The organism is Mycobacterium sp. 852002-30065_SCH5024008 (genome assembly GCF_001665645.1).
Taxonomy (GTDB): Bacteria; Actinomycetota; Actinomycetes; order Mycobacteriales; family Mycobacteriaceae; genus Mycobacterium; species Mycobacterium paraffinicum.
This window is the reverse complement of record NZ_LZSZ01000011.1, coordinates 1-15,377: the sequence shown is the minus strand read 5'-3', so window position 1 is coordinate 15,377 and position 15,377 is coordinate 1. Positions and strand designations below refer to the sequence as shown.

The following is a 15,377-nucleotide window of genomic DNA, read 5'->3' as shown; positions in this document are numbered from 1 at the left end:
TCAGGTGCCGTCGTAGGTGTTCGGATCCGGGCGCAGCCGGGTGCCGTCGTTGAGCCCGTTGATGGCGTCCATGTGCTCGGCGGCCAACTCGAAGTCGAAGACGTCGAGGTTCCCGGCGATGTGCTCGGGATTGGCGGACCGGAAGACGACCGCGTTGCCCAGCTGCAGGTTCCACCGCAGCAGCACCTGCGCCGGCGTCTTGCCGTATTCGCCGGCAACGGAAGTCACCGTCGGGTTGTCGTTCAACTTGCCGAGCGCCAGCGGCGTGTAGGCCTGGGTAACCACGTTGTGTTCGGCGTTGGTCTTGCGCAGCGCCTCCTGGTTGAGCAGCGGGTGCAACTCGACCTGGTTGACTACCGGGGTCACAAAGCTCAGGTCGATGACGTCCGTCACGTGTATGTCGGTGAAGTTCGAGACGCCGATCGAACGCGCGAGCCCGTCGCCGCGGCACTGGATCAGCCCGCCGAAGGAATTCACGTATTCGCCTCGTGCCGGGACCGGCCAGTGGATCAGGTACAGGTCGAGATAATCCAGGCCCAGCTGCTCCAGGCTCTCCTTGCAGGCCTCCATGGATCGCAGGAACCCGTGGTCGGTGGTGGCGAGTTTGGTGGTGACGAACAGTTCGGCACGCGGAATCCCGGAGGACGCAATCGCTCGGCCGACGGCCGCTTCGTTGCCGTAGGCCGAGGCGGTGTCGATCAGCCGGCAGCCCATCTCCAGCGCCGCGGAGACCGCGCGCTCGGTCTCGTCCTCCGACAAATCCGCGACGCCGAGGCCAAGGACGGGCATCGTGTTTTCGTCATTAAGAGCTATCGAGGGCACGGCAACGCCCGACTCGCCAGCCAATGTATTCACCTGCCTATGAAATTGAACGTTCGTGGACCAAACCGGATGTCGTCATCGAGCGAGGAGATCGACGCCATTCCATCGGCGCGATATTACCGGGCTGCAAAATACCACCTCGTCAAACGCCGGGGCGGGGCGCGCAGTGTTATCGGACCCTGGTCTGCATTTCGCATAATCGTGACCACGTAGTGTTGGTCACACGGCGCACCGGAACCGGCAAGTGCCCTGTCGGTCGCGCAGCGCGCCCGGCGCCAAGGGCACTGATCGGTGGCCGCCCGGGCCGGAAGGCTTCGAGACGACGGCGGGCAGCGTCGAGCGTTACGACGTTTTATTCGAGGGAGTACCCATGACCAAGAGCGTGCCCGCGCCGGACCTGCACCTCGGCGTGAAGCACACGCCCATGCGCCTGGCCAGTCGCATGCAGGGCGCGGTCTCCACGATCGGGGTCAAGGTCATTCCGTGGATCCCGACCCCCGCCAAGCGCGCGCTGTTCGGTGGCCGCTCGGTGACCATCGACGGCAACACACTGGACCCCACGCTGCAGCTGATGCTCTCCGGTCTGCGCGCCGTCGGCATCGACGGCCTGGTCGTCGACGACGACCCGGGCGCGTCCCGCGCCCAGATGCGCCAGCTGTTGCTGGAGCTTCCCGGGCCGCAGATCCACGTCGACGTCCAGGAGCTATCGCTGCCGGGGCCCGCCGGCGAAATCCCGGCGCGGCACTACCGCCCCGCCGACGGCGCGTCCGCGCCCGTGCTGGTCTTCTACCACGGCGGCGGATGGTCGATCGGCGACTTGGACTCCTACGACGCGTTGTGCCGGTTGACGTGCCGTGACGCCGGCATACACGTGCTGTCGATCGACTACCGGCTGGCTCCCGAGCATCCGGCGCCGGCCGCGGTCGAGGACGCGTACGCCGCCTTCAGGTGGGCATACGACCACGCCGGGGAACTCGGCGCCGCGCCAGGCCGGGTCGCGGTCGGCGGCGACAGTGCGGGCGGCAACCTGGCCGCCGTCGTCTGCCAACGGGCGCGCGACGAGGGTGACCCCGCCCCCGTGCTGCAGTGGCTGATCTACCCGCGGACCGACTTCACCGCGCAGACCCGTTCGATCGGCCTGTTCGCCCGCGGGTTCCTGCTGACCAAGCGCGACATCGATTGGTTCGAGTCGCAATACCTCAGGCGTTCGGGCATCGACCGGGCGGACCCGCGGGTATCGCCGCTGCTGGCCGAGTCGTTGGCCGGGCTGGCGCCCGCGCTGATCGCGGTCGCCGGTTTCGACCCATTGCGCGACGAAGGCGAGAGCTACGCGGCGGCCCTGCAGGCCGCCGGGACTGCGGTCGATCTGCGGTGCATGGGGTCGCTGACGCACGGCTTCGCCAATCTGTTCCAGCTCGGCGGCGGCAGTGCCGCCGCGACCACCGAGTTGATTTCGGCGCTGCGTGCCCACCTGAGCCGGGTCTGACCTGTTGCGCGGTCGCCGCCGGTAATCTAGAGGCGCCCACGAACGAGTTACGTCCACCAACGAACGACACCCGAGCACCGAAGGATCACGGAAACTGTGGCCGACAAATCCAAACGCCCCCCGCGCTTTGACATGAAGGCCGCCGACGGTAAATCGGGCCGACTCGTCCAGATCGGCGGGACCGCCGTCGTCGTCATCTTCCTCGTCGCGCTGGTCTCCTACATCGTGGTCACGCACCACAAGAAGACCGCCGCCATCGGCGCGGGCGACACGGTGCGGGTGACGTCGAGCAAGCTGGTCACCCAGCCCGGGACGAGCAACCCCAAGGCCGTGGTCACGTTCTACGAGGACTTCCTCTGCCCGGCCTGCGGCAACTTCGAGCGCACCTTCGGCCCGACGGTGTCCAGGCTCATCGACGTCGGCGCCATTGCGGCCGACTACTCCATGGTGTCGATTCTCGATAACTCCAGGAACCAGAACTACTCGTCGCGGGCGGGCGCCGCGGCCCTGTGCGTGGCCGACGAGTCCCTCGACGCGTTCCGCCGATTCCACACCGCGCTGTTCACCACCGACCTGCAGCCCAGCGAACGCGGCACCAGCTTTCCCGACAATGCCCGGTTGATCGAGCTCGCGCGCGAAGCCGGCGTCGTGGGCAAGGTGCCCGACTGCATCAACAGCGGCAAGTACATCGCCAAGGTCACGGGTGAGGCGGCGGCCGCGAAGATCAGTGCCACGCCGACCATCAAGATCAACGGCGACGATTACGACCCGTCCACGCCCGATGCGCTGGTCGCCAAGATCAAGAGCATCGTGGGCGACGTGCCGGGCATCGACGGCGCCGCGACCCCCGCGGCCACGTGACCACCCCGGTGTCAGCCCAAACCGCCGGCCTGACACCGGAATCGGGTCCCGAAGCGCGCGTGCCGGTGCCGAGCGCGTGGTGGGTGCTGATCGCCGGTGTGATCGGCTTGGTGGCCTCCGCGACGCTGACCGTGGAGAAGATCGACCTCCTGCTCAACCCGGCGTACGTGCCGTCGTGCAACTTCAACCCGATCCTGTCGTGCGGTTCGGTGATGGTCACGCCGCAGGCGTCGGTGCTGGGATTCCCCAATCCGCTGCTCGGCCTGGGGGCGTTCACCGTGGTGGTCGTCACCGGCCTGCTGGCGGTGACCAAAGTGGCTTTGCCGCAATGGTATTGGATCGGCCTGATGATCGGGCTGGTGATCGGGGCGGTGTTCGTGCACTGGCTGATCTACGAGAGCCTGTACAGCATCGGCGCGTTGTGCCCGTACTGCATGGTGGTCTGGGCGGCCACCATGACGCTGCTCGTGGTCGTCGCCTCGATCGTGTTCCGGCCGGCGCTGCAACGCCGGGGACGCGGTGTGGCGTGGGTGCTGTACCAATGGCGGTGGTCCATCGCCGCGCTGTGGTTCACCGCGGTGTTTCTGCTGATCATGGCGCGGTTCTGGGACTATTGGTCGACGCTGCTGTAAGTGTTGGCAGGTGACGCGGATCATCGGCGGCGTGGCAGGCGGCCGGCGCATCGCCGTCCCGCCGCGAGGGACCAGGCCGACCACCGACCGGGTGCGTGAGTCGCTCTTCAACATCTTGACTGTGCGGCGTGACCTGAACGGCATCGCGGTGCTCGACCTTTATGCCGGTTCCGGCGCACTGGGATTGGAGGCGCTGTCGCGTGGGGCCGCCTCGGCGCTGTTCGTGGAATCGGATCAGCGCAGCGCTTCGGTCATCGCACGCAACATCGACGCGCTCGGTTTGCCCGGCGCGGCGGTGCGCCGCGGCGCGGTCGCGACGGCCTTGGCGACCGGGACCCAGCGCCCGGTCGACCTCGTTCTGGCCGACCCGCCCTACGACGTCGAGGCCGCCGAGGTGGAAGCCGCGCTGGCCGCTTTGGACACCCACGGCTGGACGAAGGCCGGAACAGTGGCGGTGGTGGAGCGGGCGGCGTTCGGCGCGGAGCTGACCTGGCCGGCCGGCTGGTCCGTCTGGCCGCCGCGCGTGTATGGCGACACCCGTTTGGAGATGGCCGAACGACTGTGAGGCGGGCGTGTACCGTCTTTCGTCATGAGTGGCGCGGTATGCCCGGGGTCGTTTGATCCAGTGACGTTGGGCCACATCGACGTCTTCGAACGGGCGGCGGCTCAGTTCGACGAGGTGGTGGTGGCGATCCTGACCAATCCCGCCAAGAAGGGCATGTTCGAGCTCGACGAGCGGATCGCGATGATCAACGAGTCGACGACACATCTGCCCAACCTGCGCGTCGAGGCCGGCCAGGGCCTGGTGGTGGACTTCGTCAGGTCACAGGGGATGACCGCGATCGTGAAGGGCCTGCGCACCGGCACCGACTTCGAATACGAGCTGCAGATGGCGCAGATGAACAAGCACATCGCCGGTGTCGACACGTTTTTCGTCGCGACGACGCCGCGGTATTCGTTCGTGTCGTCGTCCTTGGCCAAAGAGGTTGCGCTGTTGGGCGGCGACGTCTCGGAACTACTGCCCGAACCGGTCAATCGCCGCCTGCGCGAAAAGCTTGCCGGCCGCTCCTGAAGCGCTGCACCGCAAACGCGCACTCGCGCAGAGGATTTGCGCCGCCAGCTAGTGGCACTCGTGGTCGTGGCCACCGTCGGGGGAGCCGCCCATCATCCGCGCCATCGGAACTCCGCCCGTCGCGACAAACCGGACCACCAGAATGGCCGCGACGGCAAGGAAGGCGATGTTGAGCCAGGTCGTGTAGTTCCACGAAATCGTCGCTTCCATGACCGTGGCGTTGCGCTGCTTCGGAATGAGACTTGCTGCGCCGAAGAACAATTCGACCATATAGCCCGCGGCGACCATGGCGGCGTAGAACGTGCCCAGCAGCGTCAGCATCATCCTGGTGCCGTAGTACTTGCGGTAGATGTTGAGGATCGGCAGGATCAGCAGGTCGGCGTAAATGAACGCGATGACACCGCCGAAACTGATGCCCCCGTTCCACAGCACCGCGGCCAGCGGCACATTGCCGATCGAGCACACGAAGGACACGATCGCCACGATTGGTCCGACGATCGGACCCCATATCGTCGACCAGCCCGGGTGGTCGGCCAAAAAGAAGACCTGCCAAAACTTTTCGGGCACCCACGCCGCGATGGCCCCCGCGATCAACAAGCCCAGGACGAGGTCGCGCAGGATCGCCAGCCACTCCATCACGAACACATGGGCAACGGAAGTGAAGCCCTCCGCGGTGAATAGGCGCTGAGCGAACGAGCCCTGCTTCTTGATGGACATGTCCATGGCCGCATGGCCTTCCATCGAGCCGGCGATTCCGCGGTCGGCCTGCTCACGGGCGGCATCGATAAGCCGAGATCGCACGAACAACCGGAACAACACGGCGAGCACCACGATCATCAGCGGGCCGCCGACGAATTCCGCGGCGGTGAACTGCCAGCCCATCAGCAGGGCCAGGATGATGCCCAGTTCCACCACCAGGTTGGTAGAGCCGATCTCGAACGCCATGGCGGCGGTGAAGCTGGCGCCCTTGCGGAAGAGTGATCGGGCCAACGCGACCGCGGCGTACGAGCACGACGACGACGCCGCACCGAGGCCGGCGGCCAGCGCCAAGGTGCGCGGCCGGTCGTCGCCCAGCAGCGCCACGATGGTGGAGCGCCGCACCACCGCCTGCACCACCGCCGACAGGGCAAACCCCAAGATCAGCGCCCACAGGATTTCCCACGTCATCGATCCCGCCACCGCCAAGGCGTGTCCGACCGCTGCTAGCACGAGTTCTAATCCTTCCCCTTCGATGGGCTGGGCCCCAAACCTATACCCCATGGGGGTATAGGTCAACCGCTGCAAAGTGCGCTGGCCAGCGCCTGGAGCCGCCGCGACCCCTAGAATGGCCGCAACAGGTGCAACCAGCCTTGGTGGCGCGGACGGGCGTTTCGATGCATTTCACTGATGACGGCGAGGCCGCAGCCGGTTTTCGGCGGCGTTTCGCGTCGTTGTCGCGGTCAAATGTCCGACACACCGGCCTCGCCACCACTGTCACAAAGGCAACACCAGGCACACTGGTAACAACAGGGTTTTTGCAGACGCCAGGAGGATGTGGCCGTGTACAGAGTCTTTGAAGCGCTCGACGAATTGAGCGCCATCGTTGAAGAAGCACGCGGCGTTCCGATGACGGCCGGCTGCGTGGTGCCTCGCGGTGACGTGCTGGAACTGATCGACGACATCAAGGATGCAATCCCCGGCGAGCTGGACGACGCGCAGGATGTGCTCGACGCGCGCGACTCGATGCTGCAGGACGCCAAGTCGCACGCCGAATCCATGGTTTCCTCGGCGACCACCGAGTCGGATTCGATGCTCAACCACGCCCGTGCGGAGGCCGACCGGCTGTTGTCGGACGCAAAAGCGCAGGCCGACCGCATGGTGAGCGAGGCTCGCCAGCACAGCGAGCGGATGGTCGGCGAGGCCCGCGAGGAGTCGATGCGCATCGCCACGGCGGCCAAACGAGAGTACGAGGCCAGCGTCGGCCGCGCGCAGGCCGAGGCCGACCGGCTGCTCGAGAACGGCAACATCTCGTACGAGAAGGCCGTCCAGGAGGGCATCAAGGAGCAGCAGCGCCTGGTGTCCCAGAACAGCGTGGTGGAGGCGGCGAACGCCGAGGCCACGCGTCTCATCGACTCGGCGCATGCCGAGGCCGACCGGCTGCGCGGTGAGTGCGACATCTACGTCGACAACAAGCTCGCCGAGTTCGAGGAATTCCTCAACGGCACCCTGCGCTCCGTCGGGCGCGGCCGTCACCAACTCCGGACGGCGGCCGGTACGCACGACTACGCGGTGCGCTAGCGCGTCAACCGGGCGGCCGCGCCCTGGAATTGTGCGGTTCGCGCCGTAGGATTTCTGATATGACGCGGCAGCACAGCACCACCTCGCGGCGCCATCTGAGCTCGCCGATGACGATTGACATCGCCCGGCTGGGGCGGCGCCCCGGGGCGATGGTGACCCTGCGGAAGACCGTGCCCACCCCGTCGCGCATCGGGCTGGACATGATCGCGATCGAGGCGGGCGCTCCGTTGGAGCTCGACCTGCAAGTTCAGTCGGTCTCCGAGGGCGTATTGGTGACGGGGACGGTGGACGCGCCCACCGCCGGCGAATGCTCCCGTTGCCTGACCCCGGTGAAGGGTCACGTGCAGATCCGGTTGACCGAACTGTTCGCCTACCCCGACAGCACGACCGAGGCGACCACCGAGGAGGACGAGGTCGGGCACATCGTCGACGACATCATCGACCTCGAGCAGTCGATCGTCGACGCCGTGGGACTGGAGCTGCCGTTCTCGCCGGTGTGCACCCCCGATTGCCCGGGGCTGTGCCCCGAATGCGGCGTTGCCCTCGCGGCCGAGCCGGACCATCACCACGACGCCATCGACCCGCGGTGGTCGAAGCTGGCGGGCATGTTTCCCGAGGCCGACGCGGCGCGGGGTGAGCAGTGACGTCACGGCAAGACCTGCTCGATGCCCTCGGGGTCGAGCTGCCTGACGAGCTGCTCTCGCTGGCGTTGACGCACCGCAGCTACGCCTACGAGCACGGCGGGCTGCCGACCAACGAACGGCTGGAATTCCTCGGCGACGCCGTACTCGGCCTGACCATCACCGACGAGCTCTACCACCGCCATCCCGACCGTTCTGAAGGCGACCTGGCCAAGCTTCGGGCCAGCGTCGTCAACACTCAGGCGCTGGCCGACGTTGCGCGCAAGCTGTCCGCGGACGGCCTGGGCGTGCACCTCTACCTCGGGCGCGGGGAAGCCAACACCGGCGGCGCCGACAAGTCGAGCATCCTGGCCGACGGCATGGAATCGCTGCTGGGCGCCATCTACCTGCAGCACGGAATCGACACGGCCCGCGAGGTGATCCTGCGATTGTTCGGCGCGCTGCTGGACGCGGCCCCGACCCTGGGCGCCGGGCTGGACTGGAAGACCAGCCTGCAGGAGCTGACCGCGGCGCGGGGCATGGGCGCGCCGTCCTACGTCGTCACCTCCACCGGCCCGGACCACGACAAGGAATTCACCGCCGTCGTCGTCGTGATGGACACCGAATACGGCTCCGGCGTGGGGCGCTCCAAGAAGGAAGCCGAGCAGAAGGCCGCGGCGGCCACCTGGAAAGCGCTGGAAGTGCTGGACACGGCGGTTCCCGGGAATTAGATGCCCGAACTGCCCGAAGTCGAGGTGGTCCGCCGCGGCTTGCAGGCCCGCGTCGTGGGCAGGACCATCACCGCCGTCCGAGTGCACCACCCGCGCGCGGTGCGCCGGCACGAGGCCGGGCCCGCCGACCTCACCGCCCGGCTGCTCGACGCCCGGATCACCGGCACCGATCGGCGCGGCAAGTACCTGTGGCTGCTGCTCGACGGTCCGGGCCAACCGGACACCGCGCTCGTCGTGCACCTCGGCATGAGCGGCCAGATGCTGCTGGGGGAAGTGCCGCGCGCCGACCACGTCCGCATCTCCGCGCTGCTCGACGACGGAACAGTGCTGAGCTTCGCCGACCAGCGCACCTTCGGCGGGTGGATGCTTGCCGATCTGGTGAGCGTGGACGGAAGCATCGTCCCGGTCCCCGTCGCGCACCTCGCCCGCGACCCGCTGGACCCGCTCTTCGACCGCGATGCTGTCGTTAATGTCTTGCGGCGCAAGCATTCCGAGATCAAGCGGCAGCTCCTCGACCAAACGGTGGTTTCGGGCATCGGCAACATCTATGCCGACGAGGCGCTGTGGCGGGCCAAGGTCAACGGCGCCCGGATCGCCGCCGGGTTGAGCCGCCGCCAGCTGGCCGCCGTCCTAGACGCCGCGGCCGACGTGATGCGCGACGCGCTGGCGCAAGGCGGGACGTCGTTCGACTCGCTGTATATCAACGTCAACGGCGAATCGGGCTATTTCGACCGGTCGCTGGACGCCTATGGCCGCGAGGGGCAGAGCTGCCGGCGCTGCGGCGCGGTGATGCGCCGGGAGAAGTTCATGAACCGGTCATCGTTCTACTGCCCGAGATGTCAGCCGAGGCCGCGGCTTTGATTGTGCGCGTGGGGCTTTGGGTGTGCGCCCACGGCGGCGGCACGCCGAGCGGGGCGACGGCGGATCAATCGAAGATGTCCCGGCGCGCGGACCCCGTGGGCAGGGCCGGGTCGACGAACCACTCGCGGGGAAACAGCAGGCCGAACGCCTGAGGTGGCAGTCGAAGCAGGACCCCGTACATGCGGGCGGCCACGCCGGAGTCACCGATCTGTGAGCGGTGGGCGGCGAACGCGTCTCGCTTCTGGCGCGCGAATCCGAAGACGTCGATGCGGTGGGTGATGCTCGCCCGCGGCGCGTACGCGGTGCGGGCGATGTGCGGCTCGTAGGGCGCCGGCAGCCGCAGCAGACTGGCGAGATGGCCGACGCGCACAAGTAATTCGCGCGGCATAGTCGCCTCCAGCACTCGCGGGGTCGCCGCGAGTTCGGCGCCCCGCTTGCCAACGTGATGCACCTGGACATGATCCCGGTGGCCGTAGCCGCCGTTGGGCTGATAGCTGAGCAGGAGGTCCGCGTCTTCCTCGCTGAGTATTGCCGCGAGCCGCTGCGCCGCCTCCTCGACGTTTGCTCGCCCGAAGCGGACCCGCCCCGGCGGATCCGGGTAGAACACCGGGCCATATCCGCTATCGGCATAGCCGAGGCACTCAACCCGCCGCGCTCCCAAAATGTCGGCGCTCGAACGCAATTCGTCCAGCCGAAAACCGCTTTCCTCGTTGTGCACGCGCCCGTCGGTTGCGGTGACGACGACCACGCGATGCCCACCTGCCGCCGCGCGTGCGAGCGTCCCTCCGGTGAGGATCACCTCGTCGTCGGGATGTGCGTGGAAGGCGACCACGGTGGCCATGAAACGCAGTATGCCCAGGGCGCGGTGAATGCACGCCCGGTAAGAAGTAGGGCATGACCGAACTCTGGGTGGAGCGCACGGGATCGCGCCGTTACACCGGATACAGCTCGCGCGGTGCGCAGGTCCTCATCGGCTCGGAGGACGTCGAGGGCGTGTTCACCCCCGGTGAGCTGCTGAAGATCGCGCTCGGCGCGTGCAGCGGGATGTCCAGCGACCAGCCGCTCGCCCGCCGGCTCGGCGACGACTACAAAGCGGTGGTCAGGGTGTCCGGGGCCGCCGACCGCGAAAACGAGGTCTATCCACTCCTGGAAGAGACGCTCGAGCTCGACCTGTCCGGACTCTCCTCGGAGGAGAAGGAGCGGCTGCTGGTGGTGGTCGATCGGGCGATCGACCTGGTCTGCACCGTGGGGCGCACGCTGAAAGCCGGCACGCAGGTCAATTTCAAGGTCGCCGATGTCGGATCCTGACGTCCGGCTCACCGCCTGGGTGCACGGGACGGTCCAGGGCGTCGGCTTTCGCTGGTGGACGCGCTGCCGGGCGCTCGAGCTGGGCCTGACCGGTTACGCGGCCAACCAGGCCGACGGCCGCGTCCTGGTGGTCGCTCAGGGGCCGCGCGAGGCCGGCGAGAAGCTGCTGGCGCTGCTGGAAGGCGGCGAGTCGTGGCCGTCCAGGCCGGGCCGCGTCGAGAAGGTCGTCGCCGACTGGTCGCAGCCGCAGGAACGTTACGAAGGCTTCGTCGAGCGCTGACGCCTGAACGTGATACCGCCGGCGCTATCACCTTTCGGCGCCCGGCATCGCATCTGTTCCCGTGACTGATGTGGTCACTGTGGCCAGTGCGTCGACTGTGTTCAGCGGCCGTATTTCGACCCAGGCGACACCCCTCGGTGAGGGCGGCACGGGCGATTTGAGCGGTAGTCTGGCTCGCCGTGTACCTCAAGAGTCTGACGCTGAAGGGCTTCAAGTCCTTCGCATCGCCGACGACTCTGCGTTTCGAGCCGGGCATCACCGCGGTCGTCGGACCCAACGGTTCCGGCAAATCCAACGTCGTCGACGCCCTGGCCTGGGTGATGGGGGAGCAGGGAGCAAAGACCCTGCGTGGCGGCAAGATGGAAGACGTCATCTTCGCCGGCACCTCGTCGCGGGCCCCGCTGGGCCGCGCCGAAGTCACGGTCACCATCGACAACTCCGACAACGCGCTGCCGATCGAATACTCCGAGGTGTCGATCACCCGCCGCATGTTTCGTGATGGCGCCAGCGAATACGAAATCAACGGTGCCAGTTGCCGTTTGATGGATGTGCAGGAGCTGCTGAGTGATTCCGGGATCGGCCGCGAGATGCACGTCATCGTGGGGCAGGGCAAGCTTGACGAGATCCTGCAGTCGCGACCAGAAGACCGTCGCGCCTTCATCGAAGAGGCCGCCGGCGTGCTCAAGCACCGCAAGCGCAAGGAGAAGGCCCTCCGCAAACTCGACGCGATGTCGGCGAACCTGGCCCGGCTCACCGATCTGACCACCGAGCTGCGCCGCCAGCTCAAACCGCTGGGCCGCCAGGCCGAGGTGGCCCGTCGCGCCCAGACCATCCAGGCCGACCTGCGCGACGCCCGGTTGCGGCTGGCCGCCGACGACCTGGTCAGCCGGCAGGTGCAGCGCGACGCCATCTTCGAGGCCGAGGCCGCCATCCGCCGCGAGCACGACGAGGCCGCCGCCCGCCTGGCCGTGGCGTCCGAGGAGCTCACCGCGCACGAGGCGGCGGTGGCCGAACTGTCGGTTCGCGCCGAATCCGTGCAGCAGACCTGGTTCGGGCTGTCCGCGCTGGCCGAACGGGTGGCCGCGACGGTCCGCATCGCCAGCGAACGCGCGCACCATCTCGACGTGGAACCCGCACCGCCCAGCGAGAACGACCCCAGAAAGCCTGAAGAGTTGGAAGCCGAGGCCGAGCGGGTTGCCGTCGCCGAGCAGCAATTGCTGGCCGAATTGGCGGAGACGCGCACGCGGCTCGATGCCGCCCGCGCCGAACTGGGCGAGCGTGAGCGCGAGGCCGCCGAGGCCGACCGGGCCCACCTGGCGGCGGTGCGGGCCGAGGCGGACCGGCGTGAGGGCCTGGCGCGGCTGGCCGGTCAGGTGGAGACCATGCGGGCGCGCGTCGAATCGATCGACGACAGCGTCGCGCGGCTGTCCGAACGCATCGAACAGGCCGCCGCCCGCGCGCAGCAGTCCAAGGCGGAATTCGAAACCGTGCAGGGACGCGTCGGCGAACTCGACCAGGGCGAGGTGGGTCTGGACGAGCACCACGAGCGGACCGTCGCCGCGTTGCGGTTGGCCGACGCACGCGTTGTCGAACTGCAATCCGCCGAACGCGACGCCGAACGCCGGGTGGCCTCGCTGCGGGCGCGCATCGACGCGCTGTCGGTCGGGCTGGAGCGCAAGGACGGCGCGGCCTGGCTTACCGAAAATCATTCTCAGGCGGGACTTTTCGGGCCAATCGCGAAGTTGGTCAAGGTCCGCTCCGGCTATGAGGCGGCGCTGGCCGCGGTGCTGGGATCGGCGGCCGACGCGCTGGCCGCCGAAAGCTTCGGCGCGGCCCGGTCCGCCGTCGCCGCCCTCAAACAGGCCGACGGCGGCCGCGCGGCGCTGGTGCTCGGCGACTGGCCCGCCGACCACCCCGCGGCGCGTGACGCCCTGCCGGGCACCGCCCTGTGGGCGCTGGACCTGATCGAGACGCCCGCGCGGCTGCGCGGTGCCATCACGGCGATGCTCTCGGGGGTCGCGGTGGTCGACGACCTGGATCAGGCGCTGGAGCTGGTGGCGGCGCGACCGCAGTTGCGCGCGGTCACGCTCGACGGCGATCTGGTGGGCGCGGGCTGGGTGAGTGGGGGCTCGGACCGCAAGTTGTCCACGCTCGAGGTGGCTTCGGAAATCGACAAAGCCGGCAGTCAGCTGGCCGCCGCGGAGTCGCAGGTCGCCCAGCTGACCGCGGCGCTCTCGGGCGCGCTGACCGAGCAGGCCGCCCGCCAGGACTCCGCCGAACAGGCATTGGCCGCGCTCAACGAATCCGACACCGCGATCTCGGCGATGTACGAGCAACTGGGCCGGCTCGGGCAGGAGGCCCGCTCGACCGAAGACGAGTGGAGCAGGCTGCTGCGGCAGCGCGAGGAGCTCGAATCCGGTCGCGCGCAGACGCTCGAGGAAGTCACCGAACTGGAAAACCGGCTGCGCAACGCTCAAGAGACGCAGCACGTGGACGCGGACAGGCCCGACCATGCGGAGGTCCGTCAGCGGATCGCCGCCGCCGCGGAGGCCGCCCGCAGCGCCGAGGTGGAGGCCCGGCTGGCGGTGCGAACCGCCGAGGAGCGGGCCAATGCGGTGCGCGGGCGCGCGGATTCGCTGCGCCGTGCCGCGGCCGCCGAACGCGAGGCACGGCTGCGGGCTCAACAGGCGCGTGAGGCGCGGCTGCGCGCGGCCGCCGTCGCCGCCGCGGTGGCCGACGCCGGCCGGTTGCTGGCGCAGCGGCTGGACTGGGTGGTCGCGGCGGCGTCGAAGATCCGCGAAGCGCTGGCGGCCGAACGCCAGGAGCGCGCGACGGCGATGGCGGCGGTGCGCGAAGAGGTGAACGCGTTGAGCGCCCGGGTGGCCACCCTGACCGACTCGCTGCACCGCGACGAGGTGGCCAACGCGCAGGCGGCGATGCGCATCGAGCAGCTGGAACAGATGGTGCTCGAGCAGTTCGGCATGGCGCCGCCCGACCTGATCGCCGAGTATGGGCCGGACGTGGCCCTGCCGCCCACCGAGCTCGAGATGGCCGAATTCGAGCAAGCGCGGGAACGCGGTGAGCAAGTGGTCGCGCCCGCTCCGATGCCGTATGACCGGGCCACCCAGGAGCGGCGGGCCAAACGCGCCGAGCGGGAACTCGCGGAGCTGGGCCGGGTCAACCCGCTGGCGCTGGAGGAGTTCGCCGCCCTGGAGGAGCGCTACAACTTCCTGTCCACGCAGCTCGAGGACGTCAAGGCGGCCCGCAAAGACCTGCTCGACGTCGTCGCCGACGTCGATGCCCGCATCCTGCAGGTGTTCAGCGACGCCTTCGTCGACGTGGAACGCGAATTCCGGGAAGTCTTCACCGTGCTGTTCCCCGGCGGCGAGGGCCGGCTGCGGCTCACCGATCCGGACGACATGCTCACGACCGGCATCGAGGTGGAGGCGCGTCCGCCCGGCAAGAAGATCACCCGGCTCTCGTTGCTGTCCGGTGGCGAGAAGGCGCTGACCGCGGTGGCGATGCTGGTGGCCATCTTCCGCGCCCGCCCGTCGCCGTTCTACATCATGGACGAGGTGGAGGCCGCGCTCGACGACACCAACCTGCGCCGGCTGATCAGCTTGTTCGAGCTGCTGAGGGCCCGGTCGCAGCTGATCATCATCACCCACCAGAAGCCGACGATGGAGGTCGCCGACGCGCTGTACGGCGTGACCATGCAGGGCGACGGCATCACCGCGGTGATCTCACAGCGGATGCGCGGGCAGCAGGTGGAGCAGCTGGTCTCGCAGTCTTCGTAGCGGCGCAGACCCCGCGCCGACCGCGCGGCGTCGTGCCCCTGAAACAATGTCAGCGTGTCCCAAGGTCTTTGGATCGCCATCGCGGTCGTCGCTGTCCTGGTTGTCATCGCGGCGCTGGTCCTGGGGCTGCTGCGGTACCGCCGCCGACGGATCACCTTCACGGCCAAGCCAGAGCCCGGCGCGATCGACCGCTCGGGTGGCTACACCGCGTCGTCCGGCATCGCCTTCAGCCAGACCGCAACGGCCGATCGGCTAGACACCACGGGCCTGCCCGCGGTGGGCGACGACGCCACCGTTCCTCGCGACGCGCCGCGGCGCACCATCTCGGAGGTCGAGCTCCCCGAACCGGAGACCCTGAAGACCCCCGCCCCGCCGCCGGTAGCACCTGTCTCTTATACACATATCCGAGCCCACGAGACGGAGCTACATATCCTATGCAGTGTTCTGCTTGAAAAAAAAAAAAGGGGGGGGGGGGGGGGGGGGGGGGGGGGGGGGTGGGGTGGGGGTTGGGGTGGGGGTGGGTGGGGGGGGTGGTGGTGGTTGTGGGGGTGGGGGGGTTGGTGGTGGTGGGGGGGGTGGTGGTTGGGGGGGTGGGGGGTTTGGTGTGGTGGGGGGGGGGGTTGGGGGTGT

The 15,377-nt window shown here is 68.4% G+C and carries 15 protein-coding genes and 1 pseudogene; 13 read left to right on the top strand and 3 right to left on the bottom strand.

Annotated features, from left to right (window positions below; genetic code table 11):
* Complete coding sequence (locus A5781_RS00975) at window positions 1–846, bottom strand: aldo/keto reductase (protein ID WP_156624285.1); 846 nt, start codon at window positions 844–846, stop codon at window positions 1–3.
* A gap of 346 nt (window positions 847–1,192) precedes the next feature.
* On the opposite strand from A5781_RS00975, the gene A5781_RS00970 reads away from it, so the two are divergent.
* The 5 genes from A5781_RS00970 to coaD all read left to right on the top strand — a co-directional run bounded on the left by A5781_RS00970 (window position 1,193) and on the right by coaD (window position 4,873).
* Window positions 1,193–2,308: an alpha/beta hydrolase gene (locus tag A5781_RS00970; RefSeq protein WP_067199752.1), complete on the top strand. Its 1,116-nt coding sequence runs from the start codon at window positions 1,193–1,195 to the stop codon at window positions 2,306–2,308.
* A 96-nt stretch (window positions 2,309–2,404) separates the two neighbouring features.
* On the top strand, window positions 2,405–3,169 hold the full coding sequence (locus tag A5781_RS00965; protein WP_067199749.1) for a DsbA family protein: 765 nt from the start codon (window positions 2,405–2,407) through the stop codon (window positions 3,167–3,169).
* Window positions 3,170–3,177: 8 nt separating this feature from the next.
* A complete protein-coding gene (locus tag A5781_RS00960; RefSeq protein ID WP_197503642.1) occupies window positions 3,178–3,801 on the top strand; it encodes a vitamin K epoxide reductase family protein in 624 nt (207 codons plus the stop codon).
* 10 nt (window positions 3,802–3,811) lie between these two features.
* Entirely contained in the window at window positions 3,812–4,366 is a 555-nt protein-coding gene (rsmD, locus tag A5781_RS00955; protein ID WP_067199742.1) for a 16S rRNA (guanine(966)-N(2))-methyltransferase RsmD, read from the top strand.
* 24 nt (window positions 4,367–4,390) lie between these two features.
* On the top strand, window positions 4,391–4,873 hold the full coding sequence (coaD, locus tag A5781_RS00950; RefSeq protein ID WP_066952547.1) for a pantetheine-phosphate adenylyltransferase: 483 nt from the start codon (window positions 4,391–4,393) through the stop codon (window positions 4,871–4,873).
* A gap of 48 nt (window positions 4,874–4,921) precedes the next feature.
* On the opposite strand, the gene A5781_RS00945 is transcribed toward coaD, so the two are convergent.
* On the bottom strand, window positions 4,922–6,133 hold the full coding sequence (locus A5781_RS00945; protein WP_067199739.1) for a permease: 1,212 nt from the start codon (window positions 6,131–6,133) through the stop codon (window positions 4,922–4,924).
* Window positions 6,134–6,412: 279 nt separating this feature from the next.
* Between A5781_RS00945 and sepIVA the strand changes: the two genes are divergently transcribed.
* The 4 genes from sepIVA to mutM are packed head-to-tail and all read left to right on the top strand — an operon-like array spanning window position 6,413 to window position 9,362.
* Window positions 6,413–7,150 (top strand): cell division protein SepIVA, encoded by a 738-nt coding sequence (gene sepIVA / locus A5781_RS00940; RefSeq protein ID WP_067199853.1) that lies wholly within the window; start codon window positions 6,413–6,415, stop codon window positions 7,148–7,150.
* 59 nt (window positions 7,151–7,209) lie between these two features.
* Window positions 7,210–7,794 carry a DUF177 domain-containing protein gene (locus tag A5781_RS00935; RefSeq protein ID WP_197503641.1) on the top strand — a complete coding sequence of 195 codons (585 nt, stop codon included), beginning with the start codon at window positions 7,210–7,212 and terminating at the stop codon, window positions 7,792–7,794.
* Complete coding sequence (rnc, locus tag A5781_RS00930) at window positions 7,791–8,501, top strand: ribonuclease III (protein ID WP_067199736.1); 711 nt, start codon at window positions 7,791–7,793, stop codon at window positions 8,499–8,501. The genes A5781_RS00935 and rnc overlap by 4 nt, the downstream gene beginning before the upstream one ends.
* Window positions 8,502–9,362, top strand: a complete 861-nt coding sequence (gene mutM, locus A5781_RS00925; RefSeq protein ID WP_067199734.1) for a DNA-formamidopyrimidine glycosylase — start codon at window positions 8,502–8,504, stop codon at window positions 9,360–9,362.
* Window positions 9,363–9,426: 64 nt separating this feature from the next.
* Here mutM and A5781_RS00920 read toward each other — a convergent pair whose 3' ends face one another.
* Window positions 9,427–10,203, bottom strand: a complete 777-nt coding sequence (locus A5781_RS00920) for a PIG-L deacetylase family protein (RefSeq protein WP_067199731.1) — start codon at window positions 10,201–10,203, stop codon at window positions 9,427–9,429.
* A gap of 53 nt (window positions 10,204–10,256) precedes the next feature.
* On the opposite strand from A5781_RS00920, the gene A5781_RS00915 reads away from it, so the two are divergent.
* The 4 genes and pseudogenes from A5781_RS00915 to A5781_RS24705 all read left to right on the top strand — a co-directional run.
* Complete coding sequence (locus A5781_RS00915; protein WP_067199728.1) at window positions 10,257–10,670, top strand: OsmC family protein; 414 nt, start codon at window positions 10,257–10,259, stop codon at window positions 10,668–10,670.
* Window positions 10,657–10,950 carry an acylphosphatase gene (locus A5781_RS00910; RefSeq protein WP_067199725.1) on the top strand — a complete coding sequence of 98 codons (294 nt, stop codon included), beginning with the start codon at window positions 10,657–10,659 and terminating at the stop codon, window positions 10,948–10,950. Before A5781_RS00915 ends, A5781_RS00910 begins: the two co-directional genes overlap by 14 nt.
* A gap of 179 nt (window positions 10,951–11,129) precedes the next feature.
* Window positions 11,130–14,747 carry a chromosome segregation protein SMC gene (smc, locus tag A5781_RS00905; protein ID WP_067199721.1) on the top strand — a complete coding sequence of 1,206 codons (3,618 nt, stop codon included), beginning with the start codon at window positions 11,130–11,132 and terminating at the stop codon, window positions 14,745–14,747.
* 54 nt (window positions 14,748–14,801) lie between these two features.
* Window positions 14,802–15,134 (top strand): annotated as a pseudogene (locus A5781_RS24705) (signal recognition particle-docking protein FtsY); the annotation flags it as partial.
* Window positions 15,135–15,377 lie beyond the last annotated feature (243 nt).

Bases quoted from the DNA above. Each gene is read 5' to 3' on its own strand.
- A5781_RS00970 (WP_067199752.1), top strand. From the start codon at position 1,193: ATGACCAAGAGCGTGCCCGCGCCGGACCTGCACCTCGGCGTGAAGCAC.
- coaD (WP_066952547.1), top strand. From the start codon at position 4,391: ATGAGTGGCGCGGTATGCCCGGGGTCGTTTGATCCAGTGACGTTGGGC.
- A5781_RS00945 (WP_067199739.1), bottom strand. From the start codon at position 6,133: ATGGGGTATAGGTTTGGGGCCCAGCCCATCGAAGGGGAAGGATTAGAA.
- A5781_RS00935 (WP_197503641.1), top strand. From the start codon at position 7,210: ATGACGCGGCAGCACAGCACCACCTCGCGGCGCCATCTGAGCTCGCCG.
- mutM (WP_067199734.1), top strand. From the start codon at position 8,502: ATGCCCGAACTGCCCGAAGTCGAGGTGGTCCGCCGCGGCTTGCAGGCC.
- A5781_RS00920 (WP_067199731.1), bottom strand. From the start codon at position 10,203: ATGGCCACCGTGGTCGCCTTCCACGCACATCCCGACGACGAGGTGATC.
- A5781_RS00915 (WP_067199728.1), top strand. From the start codon at position 10,257: ATGACCGAACTCTGGGTGGAGCGCACGGGATCGCGCCGTTACACCGGA.
- A5781_RS00910 (WP_067199725.1), top strand. From the start codon at position 10,657: ATGTCGGATCCTGACGTCCGGCTCACCGCCTGGGTGCACGGGACGGTC.